General features: G+C 69.0%; 9 protein-coding genes and 1 riboswitch. Of the genes, 3 read left to right on the forward strand and 6 right to left on the reverse strand.

Annotated features, from left to right (window positions below; genetic code table 11):
- Positions 1 to 250 precede the first annotated feature (250 nt).
- From metF to glpK, 4 genes are all read right to left on the reverse strand, one after another.
- Positions 251 to 1,102, reverse strand: coding sequence for a methylenetetrahydrofolate reductase [NAD(P)H] (metF, locus tag JHC36_RS06820; RefSeq protein ID WP_287917467.1), 852 nt, complete (start codon positions 1,100 to 1,102; stop codon positions 251 to 253).
- On the reverse strand, positions 1,099 to 1,917 hold the full coding sequence (locus JHC36_RS06825; protein WP_287917470.1) for a TlyA family RNA methyltransferase: 819 nt from the start codon (positions 1,915 to 1,917) through the stop codon (positions 1,099 to 1,101). The genes metF and JHC36_RS06825 overlap by 4 nt, the downstream gene beginning before the upstream one ends.
- A gap of 13 nt (positions 1,918 to 1,930) precedes the next feature.
- Positions 1,931 to 3,370, reverse strand: coding sequence for an adenosylhomocysteinase (gene ahcY / locus JHC36_RS06830; RefSeq protein ID WP_287917472.1), 1,440 nt, complete (start codon positions 3,368 to 3,370; stop codon positions 1,931 to 1,933).
- A gap of 69 nt (positions 3,371 to 3,439) precedes the next feature.
- Positions 3,440 to 3,519, reverse strand: a riboswitch (S-adenosyl-L-homocysteine riboswitch).
- Between the two features lie 47 nt (positions 3,520 to 3,566).
- Positions 3,567 to 5,060 (reverse strand): glycerol kinase GlpK, encoded by a 1,494-nt coding sequence (glpK, locus tag JHC36_RS06835; protein ID WP_124222524.1) that lies wholly within the window; start codon positions 5,058 to 5,060, stop codon positions 3,567 to 3,569.
- A gap of 89 nt (positions 5,061 to 5,149) precedes the next feature.
- On the opposite strand from glpK, the gene JHC36_RS06840 reads away from it, so the two are divergent.
- From JHC36_RS06840 to JHC36_RS06850, 3 genes are all read left to right on the forward strand, one after another.
- Entirely contained in the window at positions 5,150 to 6,721 is a 1,572-nt protein-coding gene (locus JHC36_RS06840; RefSeq protein ID WP_287917511.1) for a glycerol-3-phosphate dehydrogenase/oxidase, read from the forward strand.
- A gap of 147 nt (positions 6,722 to 6,868) precedes the next feature.
- A complete protein-coding gene (locus JHC36_RS06845; protein WP_287917514.1) occupies positions 6,869 to 8,512 on the forward strand; it encodes a peptide chain release factor 3 in 1,644 nt (547 codons plus the stop codon).
- Positions 8,509 to 9,354: an HAD family hydrolase gene (locus JHC36_RS06850; protein ID WP_287917517.1), complete on the forward strand. Its 846-nt coding sequence runs from the start codon at positions 8,509 to 8,511 to the stop codon at positions 9,352 to 9,354. Before JHC36_RS06845 ends, JHC36_RS06850 begins: the two co-directional genes overlap by 4 nt.
- Before the next feature lie 288 nt (positions 9,355 to 9,642).
- Here JHC36_RS06850 and uvrA read toward each other — a convergent pair whose 3' ends face one another.
- Positions 9,643 to 15,492 carry an excinuclease ABC subunit UvrA gene (gene uvrA, locus JHC36_RS06855; protein WP_287917520.1) on the reverse strand — a complete coding sequence of 1,950 codons (5,850 nt, stop codon included), beginning with the start codon at positions 15,490 to 15,492 and terminating at the stop codon, positions 9,643 to 9,645.
- A gap of 126 nt (positions 15,493 to 15,618) precedes the next feature.
- A complete protein-coding gene (locus tag JHC36_RS06860) occupies positions 15,619 to 16,119 on the reverse strand; it encodes a hypothetical protein (protein ID WP_287917523.1) in 501 nt (166 codons plus the stop codon).
- Between the last annotated feature and the right edge of the window lie 24 nt (positions 16,120 to 16,143).

Genomic DNA, 16,143 nt, shown 5'->3' on the forward strand with positions numbered 1-16,143 from the left:
AAGCGGCGGACGCGCCGCCGAAAAACCGCGCCATGATGCCAGGGCGCGCGGGAAGGCGGATATACGGATCGGTTGTTTGCTTATGGCAACGCTGAATCAGTTCCTGCGATGGCGCGCGCCCGGCCGCGGGATGGGATGCGAGGCGCAAACCACAGCCATAGCCGCAGCTATGGCGAGGATTTGCTTTCGACGAGACCGCCCGCAGCCGGGATGCGCGGCGCGCGAGGGACTTGTTCAGCGTTGCCCTTATTCAACCGTCAACCGCCGCCCCGCCCAGACCGAGCCGGCGCAGGATCTCGATGGTGGCCGCGCTTTGGTTCATGGTGTAGAAGTGCAGCCCCGGCGCGCCACCCGCGCGCAGCCGCTCGCACAGCGCGGTGACGACATCGAGCCCGAAGGCCCGGATGGCTGCGACATCGTCGCCGTAGCCCTGCAGGCGCAGCCGCACCCAGCGCGGCACCTCGGCACCGCAGGCGTCGGAGAAGCGCAACAGCTGCGTGGCGCTCGTGATCGGCATGATGCCGGGAACGATGGGCACGTCCACGCCCAGCGCGTGCACCTCGTCGCGGAACCGGAAATACGCGTCTGCGTTGTAGAAATACTGGGTGATGGCCGAGTCGGCTCCCGCGCGAACCTTCGTGGCGAAGGCCTGCACATCGGCCTCGGGGCTGCGCGCCTGCGGATGCATTTCAGGGTAGGCGGCCACCTCGATGTGAAACGCGCGGCCGGTCTCGGCGCGGATGAAAGCGACCAGGTCGCTCGCATACTGGAACTCGCCGCCGAGTCCGTAGCCGCTGGGCAGGTCGCCGCGCAGCGCGACGAGTCGGCGCACGCCCATGGCGTGGAGTTCGGCCAGCTGCGCGCGCACGCGCTCCCGGGTCGCGCCCACGCAGGAGAAGTGCGCGGCGGCAGGCACGCCTTCGGCGAGGATCTCGCGCACGGTCGCAAAGCTGCCTTCGTGGGTCGAGCCGCCCGCGCCGTAGGTGACGGAGCAAAACTCGGGCGCCCAAGCATAGAGCGCGCGGCGCACGACGCGCAGCTTCTCGGCGCCTTCGGGCGTCTTCGGGGGAAAAAATTCGAAACTGATGGGCAAGGCGTTCATGCCGGGACTCTCTCGTGCGCCGGCGCCGCGTTTGCGGGCCAGCGGGCGTGAATGAAAAACTCGCGGTTGCCGTCGCCGCCGGTGATCGGGCTGTCGAACCAGCCGAGCACTTCGAGGCCGAGCGTGCGGCAGGCCGCGCGCAGGCGTTGCTCGACTTCCGGGTAGCGGGACGCGTCCTTGACGAGGCCACCCTTGCCGATGTCCGCCGGCTGCAGCTCGAACTGCGGCTTGACCAGCATCAGCAACTGACCCGAAGGCCCGAGCATGGGCGTGAGGGCGGGCAACACCCGCGTGAGCGAGATGAAGGACAGGTCACCGACGATCAGGTCGAATTCTGGGCTTTTTCCCCCGAACGCCGGCGTGAAATGCTCATGTTCTGCTATTGTTTTTGATAAGTCCAAGCTGCGGGCGTTGACCCCTTCGAGCGCGCACACGCGCGGGTCGGCGCGCAGCCGCGGGTGCAATTGCCCGTGGCCCACGTCCACGCCCACGACGCGCTCTGCGCCGCGCTGCAGCAGGCAATCGGTGAAGCCGCCGGTGCTTTGACCCACGTCGAGGCAACGCCAGCCGCGCACGTCGAGGCCCGCCGCATCGAGCGCCCCTTGGAGCTTGAGCCCGCCGCGCGAGACGTAACGCGCCTCGGCGTCGTCGAGCAGCTCCAGCTCGGCCTCGGCGGGCAGTTCGGCGCCGTTCTTCGTGACGCGCTGCCACGCCCCGCCCGCAACCCGCCAGCGCAGGCCCGAGGCGATCAGGCGCTGCGCCTGCGCGCGCGAGGCCGCAACGCCGCGCTCGACGAGCAGTTGATCCGCCCGCATCGGCGCGCCGCGGTCAATAGCGGTAGCTGTCGGCCTTGTAGGGGCCTTGACGGGGCACGCCGATGTACGCGGCTTGCGCGTCGGTCAGTTCGGTCAGCTTCGCGCCGACCTTCTTGAGGTGCAGGCGGGCCACTTTCTCGTCGAGGTGCTTGGGCAGCACGTAGACCTTGCCGGGCTCGTAGCGCTCGGGGTGGGTGTAGAGCTCGACCTGCGCGATGGTCTGGTTGGCAAACGAGCTCGACATCACGAAGCTCGGGTGGCCGGTGGCGCAGCCGAGGTTCACGAGCCGCCCCTTGGCCAGCAGGATGATGCGCTTGCCATCGGGGAACACCACATGGTCGACTTGGGGCTTGATCTCCTCGAAGCGGCAATTCGCCTCGAGGGCGGCGACGTCGATTTCATTGTCGAAGTGACCGATGTTGCACACGATGGCCTGGTCTTTCATGGCCGCCATGTGCGCGTAGGTGATGACGTCGCGGTTGCCGGTGGCGGTGACGAAGATGTCGGCCTTGTCGGCCGCCTCGTCCATGGTGACGACGCGATAGCCTTCCATCGCCGCCTGCAGCGCGCAAATCGGGTCGATCTCGGTCACCCACACCTGCGCCGAGAGGGCGCGCAGCGCCTGCGCGCTGCCCTTGCCCACGTCGCCGTAGCCGCACACCACGGCGATCTTGCCGGCGATCATCACGTCGGTCGCGCGTTTGATACCGTCGACGAGCGACTCGCGGCAGCCGTAGAGGTTGTCGAACTTGCTCTTGGTCACCGAATCGTTGACGTTGATCGCGCGGAACAGCAGCGTGCCCTGGGCCGACATTTCCTTGAGGCGATGCACGCCCGTGGTCGTCTCCTCGGTCACGCCGATGATCTGCGCGCTCTTGCGGCTGTACCAGGTCGGGTCCTGCGCGAGCTTGGCGCGGATCGCAGCGTAGAGGCAGCGCTCTTCCTCGCTCTGCGGGTTCGCAATGACGGACGGGTCGGTCTCGGCGCGGCGACCCAGGTGCATGAGCAGCGTGGCGTCGCCGCCGTCGTCGAGGATCATGTTCGGGCCTTCGTCGGGCGCTCCGGCCGGGCCGAACTCGAAGATGCGGTGGGTGTAGTCCCAGTAGTCGGCCAGGCTCTCGCCTTTGATCGCGAACACCGGCGTGCCGGCGGCGGCAATCGCGGCGGCCGCATGGTCCTGCGTCGAGAAGATGTTGCACGAAGCCCAGCGCACCTGCGCGCCGAGTGCCTGCAGCGTCTCGATGAGCACCGCCGTCTGGATGGTCATGTGCAGGCTGCCGGTGATGCGCGCGCCCTTGAGTGGCTGCGATGCGGCCAGTTCCTCACGGATGGCCATGAGGCCGGGCATCTCGGTCTCGGCGATGCGGATTTCTTTGCGGCCCCAGTCAGCCAGGCCCATGTCGGCAATGGCCCGATCGGCTGCTGTGTTGGGGGTGGGGATGCGTGCGTTCATGAGGGGCTCCAAAACAACAAAGGGTGGAACCGCCGCACACCGGGAGGGGGACGAACTCACCCCAGTTGCAGCGGGTGAGCGTCGTTGTGTTTCTGTTCCGAGCCTCACGCCCCACCATCGGCAGGGGCGCTGCAACGCTCCTCGGAAGCGCCGGATTTTACGCGAACAGACTCGGGCCCGCGCGCGAGGGAGTTGCTCAAGGCGCGATCGTCTGCCGAACCGCATGTTCCCATTGCGCCATCCGTTCGGCCGCGCGCTCGCGCGACATCGTGGGATGGAACACGCGCTCGGCCCGCCACTGGCGAGACAGCTCGTCGAGCCCAGCGTACAAGCCCACATGCAGGCCGGCCAGATAAGCCACGCCGAGCGCCGTGGTTTCGACCACCGCGGGCCGCACCACAGGTATGCCCAGCAAGTCGGCCTGAAACTGCATGAGCAGATCGTTGACGCTGGCGCCCCCGTCGACCCGCAGCTCGGTCACGGGCGATCCGCCGCTGGCAACTGCGTCGCGGCTCATCGCTTGCAGCAGCGCCGCGCTCTGAAAGGCGATGCTCTCGAGCGCCGCCCGGGCAATGTGCGCGACCGTGCTGCCGCGCGTGAGGCCCACGATGGCGCCGCGCGCATCGGGCTGCCAATAAGGCGCGCCCAGGCCGGTGAACGCGGGAACCAGCACCACGCCGCCGGAGTCGGGCACGCTCTGCGCCAGCGCCTGCACCTCGCTGCTCGACGCAATGGCCCGCAGGCCGTCGCGCAGCCATTGCACCACCGCGCCGCCGATGAACACACTGCCTTCGAGGGCATATTGCGGCGGCCCCGGCAACTGCGCCGCGGCGGTGGTGATGAGGCCGTTTTGGCTGACCTGAAAGTGCTCGCCGGTATGCATCAACATGAAGCAGCCCGTACCGTAGGTGTTCTTGGCCATGCCCGCGGAAAAACACGCCTGGCCGAACAGCGCGCTTTGCTGGTCGCCCGCGACGCCCGCGATCTCCAGCGGGCCGCCGAACCAATCGGGCCGAACCTCGCCGAAATGGGCGCTGGAGGGCAAGACCGCGGGCATCAGCGCCGCCGGGATGCGCAAAGCCGCCAGCAAATCCGCGTCCCACTGTCGGGTGTGGATGTTGAACAAAAGGGTGCGCGAGGCGTTGCTCCCATCCGTGACGTGGGCCGCCCCGCCGGTCAGCTGCCAAATCAGCCAACTGTCCACGGTGCCAAAGGCCAGTTCGCCCGCTTCGGCCTGGGCGCGCGCACCGGGCACATGGTCCAAGATCCACTGCAGCTTCGTGCCCGAGAAATACGCGTCGATGCGTAGCCCCGTTTTTTGCAACACCGATTCGCTGAGGCCGCGTTCGCGCAACGCGGCGCATTCGGGCTCGGTGCGGTGGTCCTGCCAGACGATGGCGTTGTAAATGGGCTCGCCGGTACGGCGGTTCCACACGATGGTCGTCTCGCGCTGGTTGGTGATGCCCACGGCGCGGATGTCGGCGGCCTGGAGACCCGCCTTGGCCAGCGCCTCGCGCGCGGTCTCCAACTGGGTGCTCCAGATCTCGCGCGGGTCGTGCTCCACCCAGCCCGGCTGCGGGTAGATCTGGCGCAACTCGCGCTGCGCCATCGCCCGCACCCGCCCCTCGGGGTCGAACACGATGCTGCGCGAACTCGATGTGCCCTGATCCAGGGCCAGAAGATGGCTCATGGGGTGCCTCGCAAACGTGAGCGTCGTGGAAGGCGACAATACATCAAGCCAGCCCCAGTCCGCACGCCCTCCCAGGCGATCGACCGATCATGAAACCCACCCAACGCCTCGCCTGCCTCGAACGCCAACCCCGGCTGGATTTGGTCGTGGTCGGCGGTGGCGCCACCGGGCTCGGAGTGGCTCTGGACGCGGCGCTGCGGGGGTTTACGGTGGCCCTGTTCGAGTCGCACGATTTTGCGGGCGGCACCTCGTCGCGGTCGACCAAACTGCTGCACGGCGGCGTGCGTTATCTGGCGCAGGGCAACATCGCACTGGTGCGCGAGGCCTTGACCGAGCGCAGCACCGTGCTGCGCATCGCCCCCCATTTGGCGCAGCCACTGCCTTTCGTGATGCCGGCTTATGCGTGGTGGGAAAAGCCCTGGTATGGCGCCGGGCTCAAGCTCTACGACTGGATGGCCGGCCGTGCGCGGCTCGGGCCTACGCGCCTGCTGGACCCAGCGCAGACGCTGGCGGCCTTGCCCGGCATCCGCCCCGAGGGACTCCAGGGTGGCGTCGAATACTGGGACGCCCAGTTCGACGACGCCCGCCTGGCCCTGGCCCTGGCCCGCACGGCTGTCGAAGCCGGCGCACAGTTGTTCAACTACGCCGAGGTCGAGGCGCTGCAGCGGCTCGCGGCAGGCGGCTGGAGCGTCACGGTGCGTGACCGCTGCTCGGGTCACAGCCAGTCGGTGGAAGCCTCGTGTGTGGTCAACGCCACCGGGGTTTGGGTCGACGCGCTGCGCGCGCGTGCCGGGGTGACCCGCGAACCCGAGCGCATGGTCAGCCCCAGCCAGGGCGTGCATGTGGTGGTGGACCGCACGGTGTTGCCGGGCGATCACGCGCTGCTGGTGCCCAAGACGCGCGACGGTCGCGTGCTGTTCGCGGTGCCGTGGCTGGGCAAGCTGGTGCTGGGCACGACCGACACGCCGCGCCCCGATTCTCCGCGCGAACCGCAGCCCTTTGCCGAGGAACTGGCGTTTTTGTTGAGCGAAGCGGCCCATGTGTTGCGCCGCCCCGTGCTTGGGCGCGACATCCGCAGCGTCTGGGTCGGGCTGCGACCGCTCGTGGCGCCGCCCCGGAACGCCCGCGGCGAAACCAAGGCGCTGTCGCGGGAACACACCGTCGTGGTCGAGGACGGCGGGCTGTTGACGGTCACCGGCGGCAAGTGGACCACCTACCGCGCGATGGCCGAAGATGTGATGGCGCACTGCTTTGCGGCGGGCTTACTGCCCCCCAGGCCCGACGCGCAAACCGCCCGGCACCGTCTGGACGGAGCCCCTGTCGACGGCGAGCCTCCGTCCCCGCCGGTGCCGATACACGCGCCACCGGGCTTGCATCTCTATGGCCGCCGGGCCCCGGAAGTGCTGGCCTGTCCAGGCGCGCACAACCTGCTGGGACTGGGCTTGACCGAAGCCATGGTGCGCTACGCCGTGCGCCATGAATACGCGCACACGGTCGAAGACGTGCTCGCCCGGCGCTGGCGCGCCCTCTTTCTCGATGCCCGAGCCGCCGCCGCGATGGCGCCCCGGGTCGCCGAGATCCTGACCGAAGAAGGCTGCGCGGAGCCTCGACTCGGCGAGTTCGAGGCGCTGTGCCGCCACTACCTGCCCACCGACGCCTGATTCCGAGCGAAGCGGTGCCACCCCCCAACGACCCGCAACATCCCGCATGACGGCCGACTTGTAAAATCCAGCCCTCGACGGCGCCGCGTCTGCGCGCCCAGGCCCGCCGGGTCCGCGCGGGCAGCGTCACCACCGCACAGGAAACCCGTGTCCCAGAATTCTCAGATCGCCGCAGAGGTCCGGCGCCGCCGCACCTTTGCCATCATCTCGCACCCCGACGCGGGCAAGACCACGCTGACCGAGAAGCTGCTGCTGTTCTCGGGCGCGATCCAGATCGCCGGTGCGGTCAAGGGCCGCAAGGCCAGCCGCCATGCCACCAGCGACTGGATGGAGATCGAGAAGCAGCGTGGCATTTCGGTGGCGAGTTCGGTGATGCAGATGCTCTACCGCGAGCATGTCATCAACCTGCTCGACACCCCCGGCCACAAAGACTTTTCCGAAGACACCTACCGCGTGCTCACCGCGGTCGATTCGGCGCTGATGGTGATCGACGCGGCCAACGGCGTCGAGGCGCAGACCAAGCGGCTCATCGAAGTCTGCCGCCAGCGCAACACGCCCATCCTCACCTTCGTCAACAAGATGGACCGCGAGGTGCGCGACCCGCTCGACATCCTCGACGAGGTCGAGCGCGAGCTCGGCATGCCCTGCGTGCCGATGACCTGGCCGGTGGGCCAGGGCAAGCATTTCGGCGGCATCATCAACCTGCGCACGCAGGCGATGACGGTGTTCGAAGCCGGCAGCGAGCGCCGGCCGCAGGACTTCGAGACGCTGCCGCTCGCCCAGGCCGACGCGCTGCGCGCGCGCTTTGGGCACAACTGGGACACGGCGCTCGAGAGCATGGAGCTTGCCACCGGCGCCTCGCCCGCCTTCGACCGCCAAGCCTTCCTGGCCGGCAAGCAGACCCCGGTGTTCTTCGGCTCGGGCGTCAACAACTTCGGCGTCATGGAAGTGCTCGACGCGCTGGTGGACCTGGCGCCGCCGCCCGGGCCGCGCAAAAGCCATCTGCTCACCCAAGGCCAGACCGTCGAGCGCGTGGTGCAGCCCGACGATGGCTTCTTCTCCGGGGTGGTGTTCAAGGTGCAGGCCAACATGGATGCGAACCACCGCGACCGCATCGCCTTCGTGCGCGTGGCGTCCGGCCAGTACCAGCCGGGCATGAAGCTCAAGGTGCAGCGCACCGCCAAGGAACTGCGCCCCACCTCCGTCGTGACCTTCATGAGCCAACGCCGCGAGGCGGTCGACGAAGCCTATGCGGGCGACATCATCGGCTTTACCACGCATGGTGGCGTGCAGCTCGGCGACACCATCACCGACGGAACGGTGGCCTTGCAATACACGGGCCTGCCCTTCTTCGCGCCCGAGCTATTCATGACCGTCATCCTCAAGAACCCGCTGCGGACCAAGCAATTGCAGATGGGCCTCGCGCAGCTCGGCGAGGAGGGCGCGATCCAGGTCTTCAAGCCCGAAATGGGCGGGCCGATGCTGCTCGGCGCCGTCGGCCAGCTGCAGTTCGAGGTGGTGCAACACCGGCTCAAGACCGAATACGACTGCGACGTGCGGCTCGAAGGCTGCCCCTACACCGGCGCGCGCTGGATCAGCGCGGACACCCCGGCCGAACTGCGCGCCTTCTGCGACGCCTATCCACAGCGCATGGCGCGCGACGCCGCCGACGCGCTGGCCTACCTCTGCACCAGCCCCTACGACGTGCGGCTCGCGCAGGAGCGCTTTCCCAAAATCCACTTCCACCCGCTGCGCGAGCACGCGGGCCTGAGCCTCGGCAGCGCAGCATGAGCACGCCGCGCCCCGAGCGGCTGCGTCCGCTGCATGAATGGCCGGCCGCCCAACGCGCGCGCATCCATGGCGTATTCACCGACATCGACGACACCCTGACCACCGAGGGGCAGATCACCCCCGACGCGCTGGCCGCGCTGGCCGCGCTGCGCGAGGCGGGGGTCATCGTCGTCCCCATCACCGGCCGGCCCGTGGGCTGGTGCGAAACGCTCGCCGCGCGCTGGCCTGTGCCCGCCATCGTGGCCGAAAACGGCGCCGTGGCCCTGTTTTCAGAAAAAAACGCCGGAACCCCAGCGCCAAACGGTGAGGTTTCGCTATCAAAACTATACCGAGAAGACGCCCCCACCCGCGCGCGCAACAGGGCGCACATGCAGCGCGTGGCCGCGCGCGTGCTGCGCGAGGTGCCGGGCGCAGCGCTCTCGCGCGACAGCGAAGGGCGTGAAACCGACATCGCTTTCGACGTCGCGGAGTTCCAGCACCTCGACGCTGCGCAGATCGACGCCATCCTCGCGCTGCTGCGCGCCGAGGGGCTGCACACCACCCGCAGCAGCATCCATGTGCACGGCGCGGTCAACGCCTTCGACAAATGGAGTGGCGCCCAGTGGGCCGCCGAGGCCTTGTTCGGCCGCCGGCTGAACGACGAGCTCGACCACTGGGTCGCCGTGGGCGACTCGATCAACGACGAGCCGATGTTCCGCCACTTCCGCTACAGCGTCGGCGTGGCCAACATCGCGCGCTTTGCCGACCAACTGCGCCCGCCGCCGCTCTATCGGACACAGGCCGCACACGGCGCCGGTTTTGCCGAACTCACCCGCGCTTTGCTCGCGGCTCGCCAACCGTAGCCTGGGGAACCCGGGCGGGACAGGACCGACAATAGCGCCCACACCACGCTGGATTCCCCACCCGAGCCCATGCCCCGATCCGCTCTTCCGTGAACCGGCTCTTGCGCATCGCGCTTCCTTTGCGTTGCGCGGATTTTGTTCCTTTGCCGTGGTACGGAATGCGGGAAATAGGTCGGCGCGACGCTCAGGGCGCAGGCGTACAGCGAACTGATCGCGCGGGCCCAGCGGCCTCGAATCCGGGTCGACCTCGGGAAAACACTTAGCAAAATCCGGAGCGCCCGGTGACCTTCAACGCGGCGCGAGCACGGTACGCAGGGCTTCGGCCGTCGCGCCCTGGCCCGCAGCGACGGTTTCCGGCGTGCCGGTGGCGACGATGCGCCCGCCGCCCGCGCCACCTTCGGGGCCGAGGTCGATGATCCAGTCGGCCTCGGCGATGAGGTCGAGGTCGTGCTCGATCACGATGACGCTGTGGCCCGCGTCGGTGAGCCGGTGCAGCACCCGGATGAGCCGCTCCACGTCGGCCATGTGCAGGCCCACGGTCGGCTCGTCGAGCACATAGAGCGTGTGCGGGGCGCGGCTGCCGCGACGCGCGACGTCGTCGCGCACCTTGGCGAGCTCCGTCACGAGCTTGATGCGCTGCGCCTCGCCGCCGCTGAGGGTGGGCGAGGGCTGGCCGAGCGTGAGATAGCCCAGGCCCACGTCCTGCAGCAGCCGCAGCGGATGCGCGATGGCGGGCATGGCGGCGAAGAATTCCACCGCCTCGTCGACCTCCATGCGCAGCACATCGCCCACATGCTTGCCACGCCAGGTGACGGCGAGCGTCTCGGCATTGAAGCGCGCACCGTGGCAGGCTTCGCAGGGCACCTTCACATCGGGCAGGAAACTCATGGCGATGGTGCGCATGCCCTGCCCTTCGCAGGCCGGGCAGCGCCCCTCGCCGGTGTTGAAGGAAAAGCGCGCCGGACCCCATCCGCGCGAGCGGGCCTCGAGCGTCTCGGCGTACAGCTTGCGGATGGCGTCCCAAAAGCCGACATAGGTCGCGGGGCAGGAGCGCGGCGTTTTGCCGATGGGGGTCTGGTCGACCTCGAGTACGCGCTCGATCGTCTCGAAGCCCGAGAGCCCCGCGCAGCCCACGAGCGGCGGCGCGCGGCCCGCGTCCAGCGCGGCGCGGCCCTCGCGCGTGCTGCGCTGCTGCACCCAGGCCTGCACATTCGTGAGCAACACGTCGCGCGCCAGCGTGGACTTGCCCGAGCCCGACACGCCGGTGATGGCGACGAGCCGCGTGAGCGGCACAGACACCGTGAGGTTTTGCAGGTTGTGCAGCGACGCGCCGTGCAGCGTGAGCCAGTGCGTGGGTTCAGCCCCGCCGCCCGGCCCGCCACGGTCCGCGGGCCGCACCGGCCGGCGTGCGCCCAACGGGTGGCGGATCGCCTCGCGCAGATAGCGGCCGGTCAGCGACTCCGGCGCGGCCATGAGGTCTTCGGCGCTGCCCTGGGCCACCAGCTGCCCGCCGTGCGTGCCCGCGCCGGGGCCGATGTCGATCAGGTGCTCGGCGCGACGGATGGTGTCGGCATCGTGCTCGACGACGAGCAGCGTGTTGCCCTGCGCGCTCAAGGCCTGCAGCGCGTCGAGCAAGATGCGGTTGTCGCGCGCGTGCAGTCCGATCGTGGGCTCGTCGAGCACGTAACACACGCCTTGCAGGTTCGAGCCGAGCTGCGCGGCCAGCCGGATGCGCTGCGCCTCACCGCCCGAGAGCGTAGGCGCGCCGCGGTCGAGCGTGAGGTAGGCGAGCCCGACCTGTTCGAGGAAGGCGAGCCGGCTGCGGATTTCGGGCAGCAGGTCGCGCGCGATCTCGGCCTCGCGCCCGGTGAAGGCCAGCGCATCGACCCATTGCCGCACCGCCGACACCGGCAGCGCCGCCACATCGGTGATGGCCCAGGAGGCGTCGCCCGCATGCAGCCGCACCGCGCGCGCCGTGGCGTTGAGCCGGGTGCCGCCGCAGCTCGGGCAGGCGGTGCCTGGCAGGTCGTCGGGCTCGGGTTCGACGAAGGTCTGTTCGCGGCCGCGGGCGTCGTCGTCGCGCGGGGTGTCGTCGAGCGCGCGGCGCTGCGCGGCGGTCAGCGCCAGGCCCGTGCCCACGCAATCCGGGCACCAGCCGTGCTTGCTGTTGTAGGAAAAGAGCCGGGGATCGAGCTCGGGGTAGGAAGTGGCGCAAACCGGGCAAGCACGCCGCGCCGAGAACACCTCGAGCCGCCCGATGCCCGCGCCGTCACCGCCGGCGGCCAGGGCCTCGGCCAGGCCGTCGAGCGCGCTCAGAACATGCACCACGCCCTTGCCGAGTTCGAGCGCGCGCGCCAGGCCCTCGCGCAGCAGTGGCTCGTTTTCGGGCGTCACGGCGAGGCTCAGCACCGGCAGTTCGACCGTGTGCTCCTGGTAGCGGTCCAGCCGCGGAAAGCCCGTGGTCGGCAGGAACGCGCCGTCGACCCGCAAGTGCGTGTGCCCGCGGCCGCGCGCCCAGTCGGCGAGTTCGGTGTAGACGCCCTTGCGGTTGACCACCAGCGGCGCGAGCAGGCCGATGGTCTGGCCGCGGTGCGCCTGCAGCAGCTGCGCCGCGATGCGCTCGGGCGTCTGCGGCTGCACCGCCGCGCCGTCGTGCACGCAGTGCTGCACGCCGAGCTTGACCCACAAGAGCCGCAGGAAGTGCCAGATCTCCGTGACCGTGCCCACCGTGCTCTTGGCGCCGCCGCGCGAGAGCCGCTGCTCGATCGCCACCGAAGGCGGAATACCGTAGACCGCATCCACCTCGGGCCGGCCTGCGGGCTGCACGATCGAGCGCGCGTAGGCGTTGAGGCTCTCCAGGTAGCGGCGCTGGCCTTCGTTGAACACGATGTCGAAGGCCAGCGTGGACTTGCCCGAGCCGCTGACCCCGGTGATGACGTTGAAACGCCCGCGGGGGATGTCGACACTGAGGTTTTTCAGGTTGTGCTCGCGCGCGTGCACGACGGAGATCTGCTCTGGCGCCGATTCTTTGGCCTTTTTGCCCAGACGCCGGCGTGATTCGGCAACCTCTTGCTCATATTTTTGAAGTGCCGATGCCTCGGCGGCGACGCCCGTGCCCAGCCCCAGGGCGCGCTCGTAGGCCGCGAGCGCCGCGCCCGTGTGCGAGTGCGGATGCCGACGCAGCTCCTCGGGCGGGCAGGCCGCGATGAGTTGACCGCCGGCCTCGCCCCCCTCGGGGCCAAGGTCGATGACCCAGTCGCTGGCCCGGATGACGTCGAGGTTGTGTTCGATGACGATGACCGAATGCCCCGCGTCGAGCAGCTTGCGAAAGCTCTTCATCAGCTTGGCGATGTCGTCGAAGTGCAGGCCGGTGGTCGGTTCGTCGAACAAGAACAGCGTGCCCTTGCGCGCCAGCGGCTGGCGGCTCGCCGCGGCGGTCTTCATCGCCTCGGCCAAGTGCCCGGCGAGCTTGAGCCGCTGCGCCTCGCCGCCCGAGAGCGTGGGCACGCTCTGGCCGAGCTGGATGTATTCGAGGCCCACATCGACGATGGGCTGCAGCGCGCGGATCACCTCGCGGTCGGCCTGGAAACACTCAACCGCCTCGCTGACGGTGAGTTCGAGCACCTCGGCCACGTTGAGCCAGCGGCCGCCGCGCTCGATGCGCACCTCGAGCACCTCGGGCCGATAGCGCTTGCCGTCGCAGTCGGGGCAGCGCAGATACACGTCGCTGAGGAACTGCATCTCCACATGCTCGTACCCCGAGCCGCCGCAGGTCGGGCAGCGACCATCGCCCGAGTTGAAGCTGAACTTGGCAGCCGTGTAGCCGCGCTGCCGGGCCAGCGGCGCCTCCGCAAACAGGCTGCGGATCGCATCCCACGCGCCGACGTAGCTCACCGGGTTGGAGCGCGCGGTTTTGCCGATCGGCGACTGGTCGACGAACACCACGTCGCCGAGGTGATCGGCACCGAGCAGCCGGTCGTGCGCGCCGGGTGCCTCGGTGGCACGGCCGAAGTGGCGCAGCAAGGCCGGCGCGAGCACATCCTGAATCAGCGTGGACTTGCCCGAACCGGAAACGCCGGTGACGCTCACCAGCCGCTGCAAGGGAAACTCCACCGTCAGAGCGCGCAGGTTGTGCTCGCGCGCGCCTTCGAGGATGAGCCGCGGCGTCGCCGCGCTCACGAGCCGTTTGATGCCCATGCTGATCTGCCGCCGCCCGCCGAGGTAGACGCCGGTGAGCGTGTCGGCGCCGCGCAACGCCTCGGGCGTGCCGTCGAACACGATGCGCCCGCCGCGCGCGCCCGGCCCCGGGCCCATGTCGAGGATGCGGTCGGCTTCGAGCATCACCGCCGGATCGTGCTCGACCACGACCAAGGTGTTGCCCGCGTCGACCAGCCGACGCATCGCGCGGTTGATGCGGTCCATATCGCGCGGATGCAAGCCGATGCTCGGCTCGTCGAGCACGAACAAGGTGTTGACGAGCGAGGTGCCCAGCGCCGTGGTGAGGTTGATGCGCTGCACTTCGCCGCCCGAGAGGGTGCGGCTTTGCCGGTCGAGCGTGAGGTAACCCAGCCCGACGTCGCAGAGGTACCGCAGCCGCGTGCCGATCTCCTCATACAGCAGCTTGCGCGCGGGCTCCTGCGCCTCGGGTGCGGCGGCCAGCCGGTCGAAGAATCGGCGCAGCCGCTCGATGGGCAGCAGCATCAGGTCGTGCAGGCACAGGCCGGGCAGCGCCTCGAGCTGCGCGCGGCTGTACCCCACGCCCTGCGGCAGGAAGCGCGCCGCAGGCTCGAGCACGGCGTCCGCGTCCGCCTTGCTGCCGATGCGCCACAGCAGGCTCTCGGTCTTGAGCCGCGCGCCGCCGCAAGCCGGGCACGGCGTGTAGCTGCGGTAGCGCGAGAGCAGCACCCGGATGTGCATTTTGTACGCCTTGCTCTCGAGATACTCGAAAAATCGGCGGATGCCGTACCACTGCTGGTTCCACTGGCCGTTCCAGTTCGGCGAGCCTTCGATGACCCAGCGCTGCTGCTCCGGGGTGAGGCGCATCCACGGCGTGTCGCGGGGAATGCCTGCGGCCTCGGCGTGGCGCATCAAGTCGTCCTGGCACTCCTTCCAGGCCGGCGTCTGGATGGGCTTGATGGCACCGGCGCGCAGCGTGCGCTTTTCGTCGGGAATCACCAGCCCCCAATCGACCCCGATGACGCGGCCAAAGCCGCGGCAGGTCTCGCACGCACCCACGGCCGAGTTGAACGAGAACATCGACGGCGTGGGCTCGGCATAGTGCCGGTCGCTCTCGGGGCAGTGCAGCCCAGTGGAAAAACGCCAGATCTCGGGCGCGGCGTCGTCCGCAGCACCCGCGCGCAACACATACACCGTGAGCTGCCCGCCGCCGCGCTTGAGGCCAGCTTCCACCGCCTCCATCACGCGCGCAGGCTCGGCCTGGCTGAGCCGGAAGCGGTCGACCACCACATCGAGCTGCTTCACGCGGCGCGGTGGAGCGGACGGCGCCGCGCGGGCCGGCTTTTTCTGCTTCGCGGCGGGCGCGTCCGAGGCCTCGACGGTGGGGCGATCGACCACGCGCTCGGCCTGCACGCGGGTGTAGCCCGACAGCGACAACCATTGCGCGATGTCCTCGGCGCTCGCGCTGGCCGGCAACTCGACCGGGAAGGTCAGCACCAGACGCGGCTCCTCCGGCCCGCTGGCCTGCACCCGCCGCTGCAGTTCCGCCACGATGGACTCGGGCGTGTCGTGCCGCACGGGCAGCGCGGTGTCGCGGTCGAACAGGGCGGCCGCGCGCGCGAACAGCAGCTTCAGATGGTCGTTGAGCTCGGTCATCGTGCCCACCGTCGAGCGCGACGAACGCACCGGGTTGGTCTGGTCGATCGCGATCGCCGGCGGCACACCCTCGACCTTGTCGACCGCCGGTTTGTCCATGCGGTCGAGAAACTGCCGCGCGTAGGCGCTGAAGGTTTCGACATAGCGCCGCTGCCCCTCGGCGAACAAGGTGTCGAACACCAGGCTCGACTTGCCCGAGCCGCTGGGGCCCGTCACCACGGTGAGCTCACCGATGTTCAGGTCGAGATCGAGGTTTTGGAGATTGTGCTGACGCGCGCCGCGGATGCGGATGAAAGCGTTGGACATGAAGACCTGAATTGGGACGAGCGTCCATTGTAGGAATCCGTCCGAGTCTTCGCGTGCAAAGGGGTTCGCCCAGGGCTCCGAACGCGCTACATCCAGCCCGCGCAAAGTCGGAATCCTGCGCGGCCTTCATTGCTCCGTTAAGAGTCGACGGAGCTCTGCCACGCGATCGGCGCCAAGCGCCTCCGACAACTGCGGCAGCAGCGCCAATAGTTCTGCATAGCCCGAAGCTTTTTCCACCGCCAGATTCAAGCGGAAACCGCGCAAACCCAGAGAGGCCGTCAGTTGCGTTGCTACCGGATAGGCCAATTGGTAGCGACGCGCCGCCTCCTCCGGACTGACCGCGCGCGGGCCGACACGTGCCGCCGGCCGAGCAGCGCTCGACGCCGCTGCGGCGTCGGGCGTACTTGCGGCGGGCGGGGGTGGCGCCTCCACGGCCTCGATCAGTCCCAGAGACGCGAGATGATCAAGGTCGGACTCGTCCCCGCCCAGGCCCCGCACCATCTCGATGAGTTGCTCGCGGCTCTTTTGCCCGTCACAAACGATCAATAGGGACCGTTGGCGCGGGCTCAGCGGCGGCACCCGCTCTTTGAGAGCCCGTTGGCCCGCTACAGTTTTCTGGGGTTTCATGTCATCTGCTGGCTCAGGTGGTTA

The organism is Tibeticola sp., from assembly GCF_022759015.1.
Classification (GTDB): Bacteria; Pseudomonadota; Gammaproteobacteria; order Burkholderiales; family Burkholderiaceae_C; genus Tibeticola; species Tibeticola sediminis.

Bases quoted from the DNA above. Each gene is read 5' to 3' on its own strand.
- metF (WP_287917467.1), bottom strand. From the start codon at position 1,102: ATGAACGCCTTGCCCATCAGTTTCGAATTTTTTCCCCCGAAGACGCCC.
- JHC36_RS06860 (WP_287917523.1), bottom strand. From the start codon at position 16,119: ATGAAACCCCAGAAAACTGTAGCGGGCCAACGGGCTCTCAAAGAGCGG.
- JHC36_RS06850 (WP_287917517.1), top strand. From the start codon at position 8,509: ATGAGCACGCCGCGCCCCGAGCGGCTGCGTCCGCTGCATGAATGGCCG.
- JHC36_RS06825 (WP_287917470.1), bottom strand. From the start codon at position 1,917: ATGCGGGCGGATCAACTGCTCGTCGAGCGCGGCGTTGCGGCCTCGCGC.
- glpK (WP_124222524.1), bottom strand. From the start codon at position 5,060: ATGAGCCATCTTCTGGCCCTGGATCAGGGCACATCGAGTTCGCGCAGC.
- ahcY (WP_287917472.1), bottom strand. From the start codon at position 3,370: ATGAACGCACGCATCCCCACCCCCAACACAGCAGCCGATCGGGCCATT.
- uvrA (WP_287917520.1), bottom strand. From the start codon at position 15,492: ATGTCCAACGCTTTCATCCGCATCCGCGGCGCGCGTCAGCACAATCTC.
- JHC36_RS06840 (WP_287917511.1), top strand. From the start codon at position 5,150: ATGAAACCCACCCAACGCCTCGCCTGCCTCGAACGCCAACCCCGGCTG.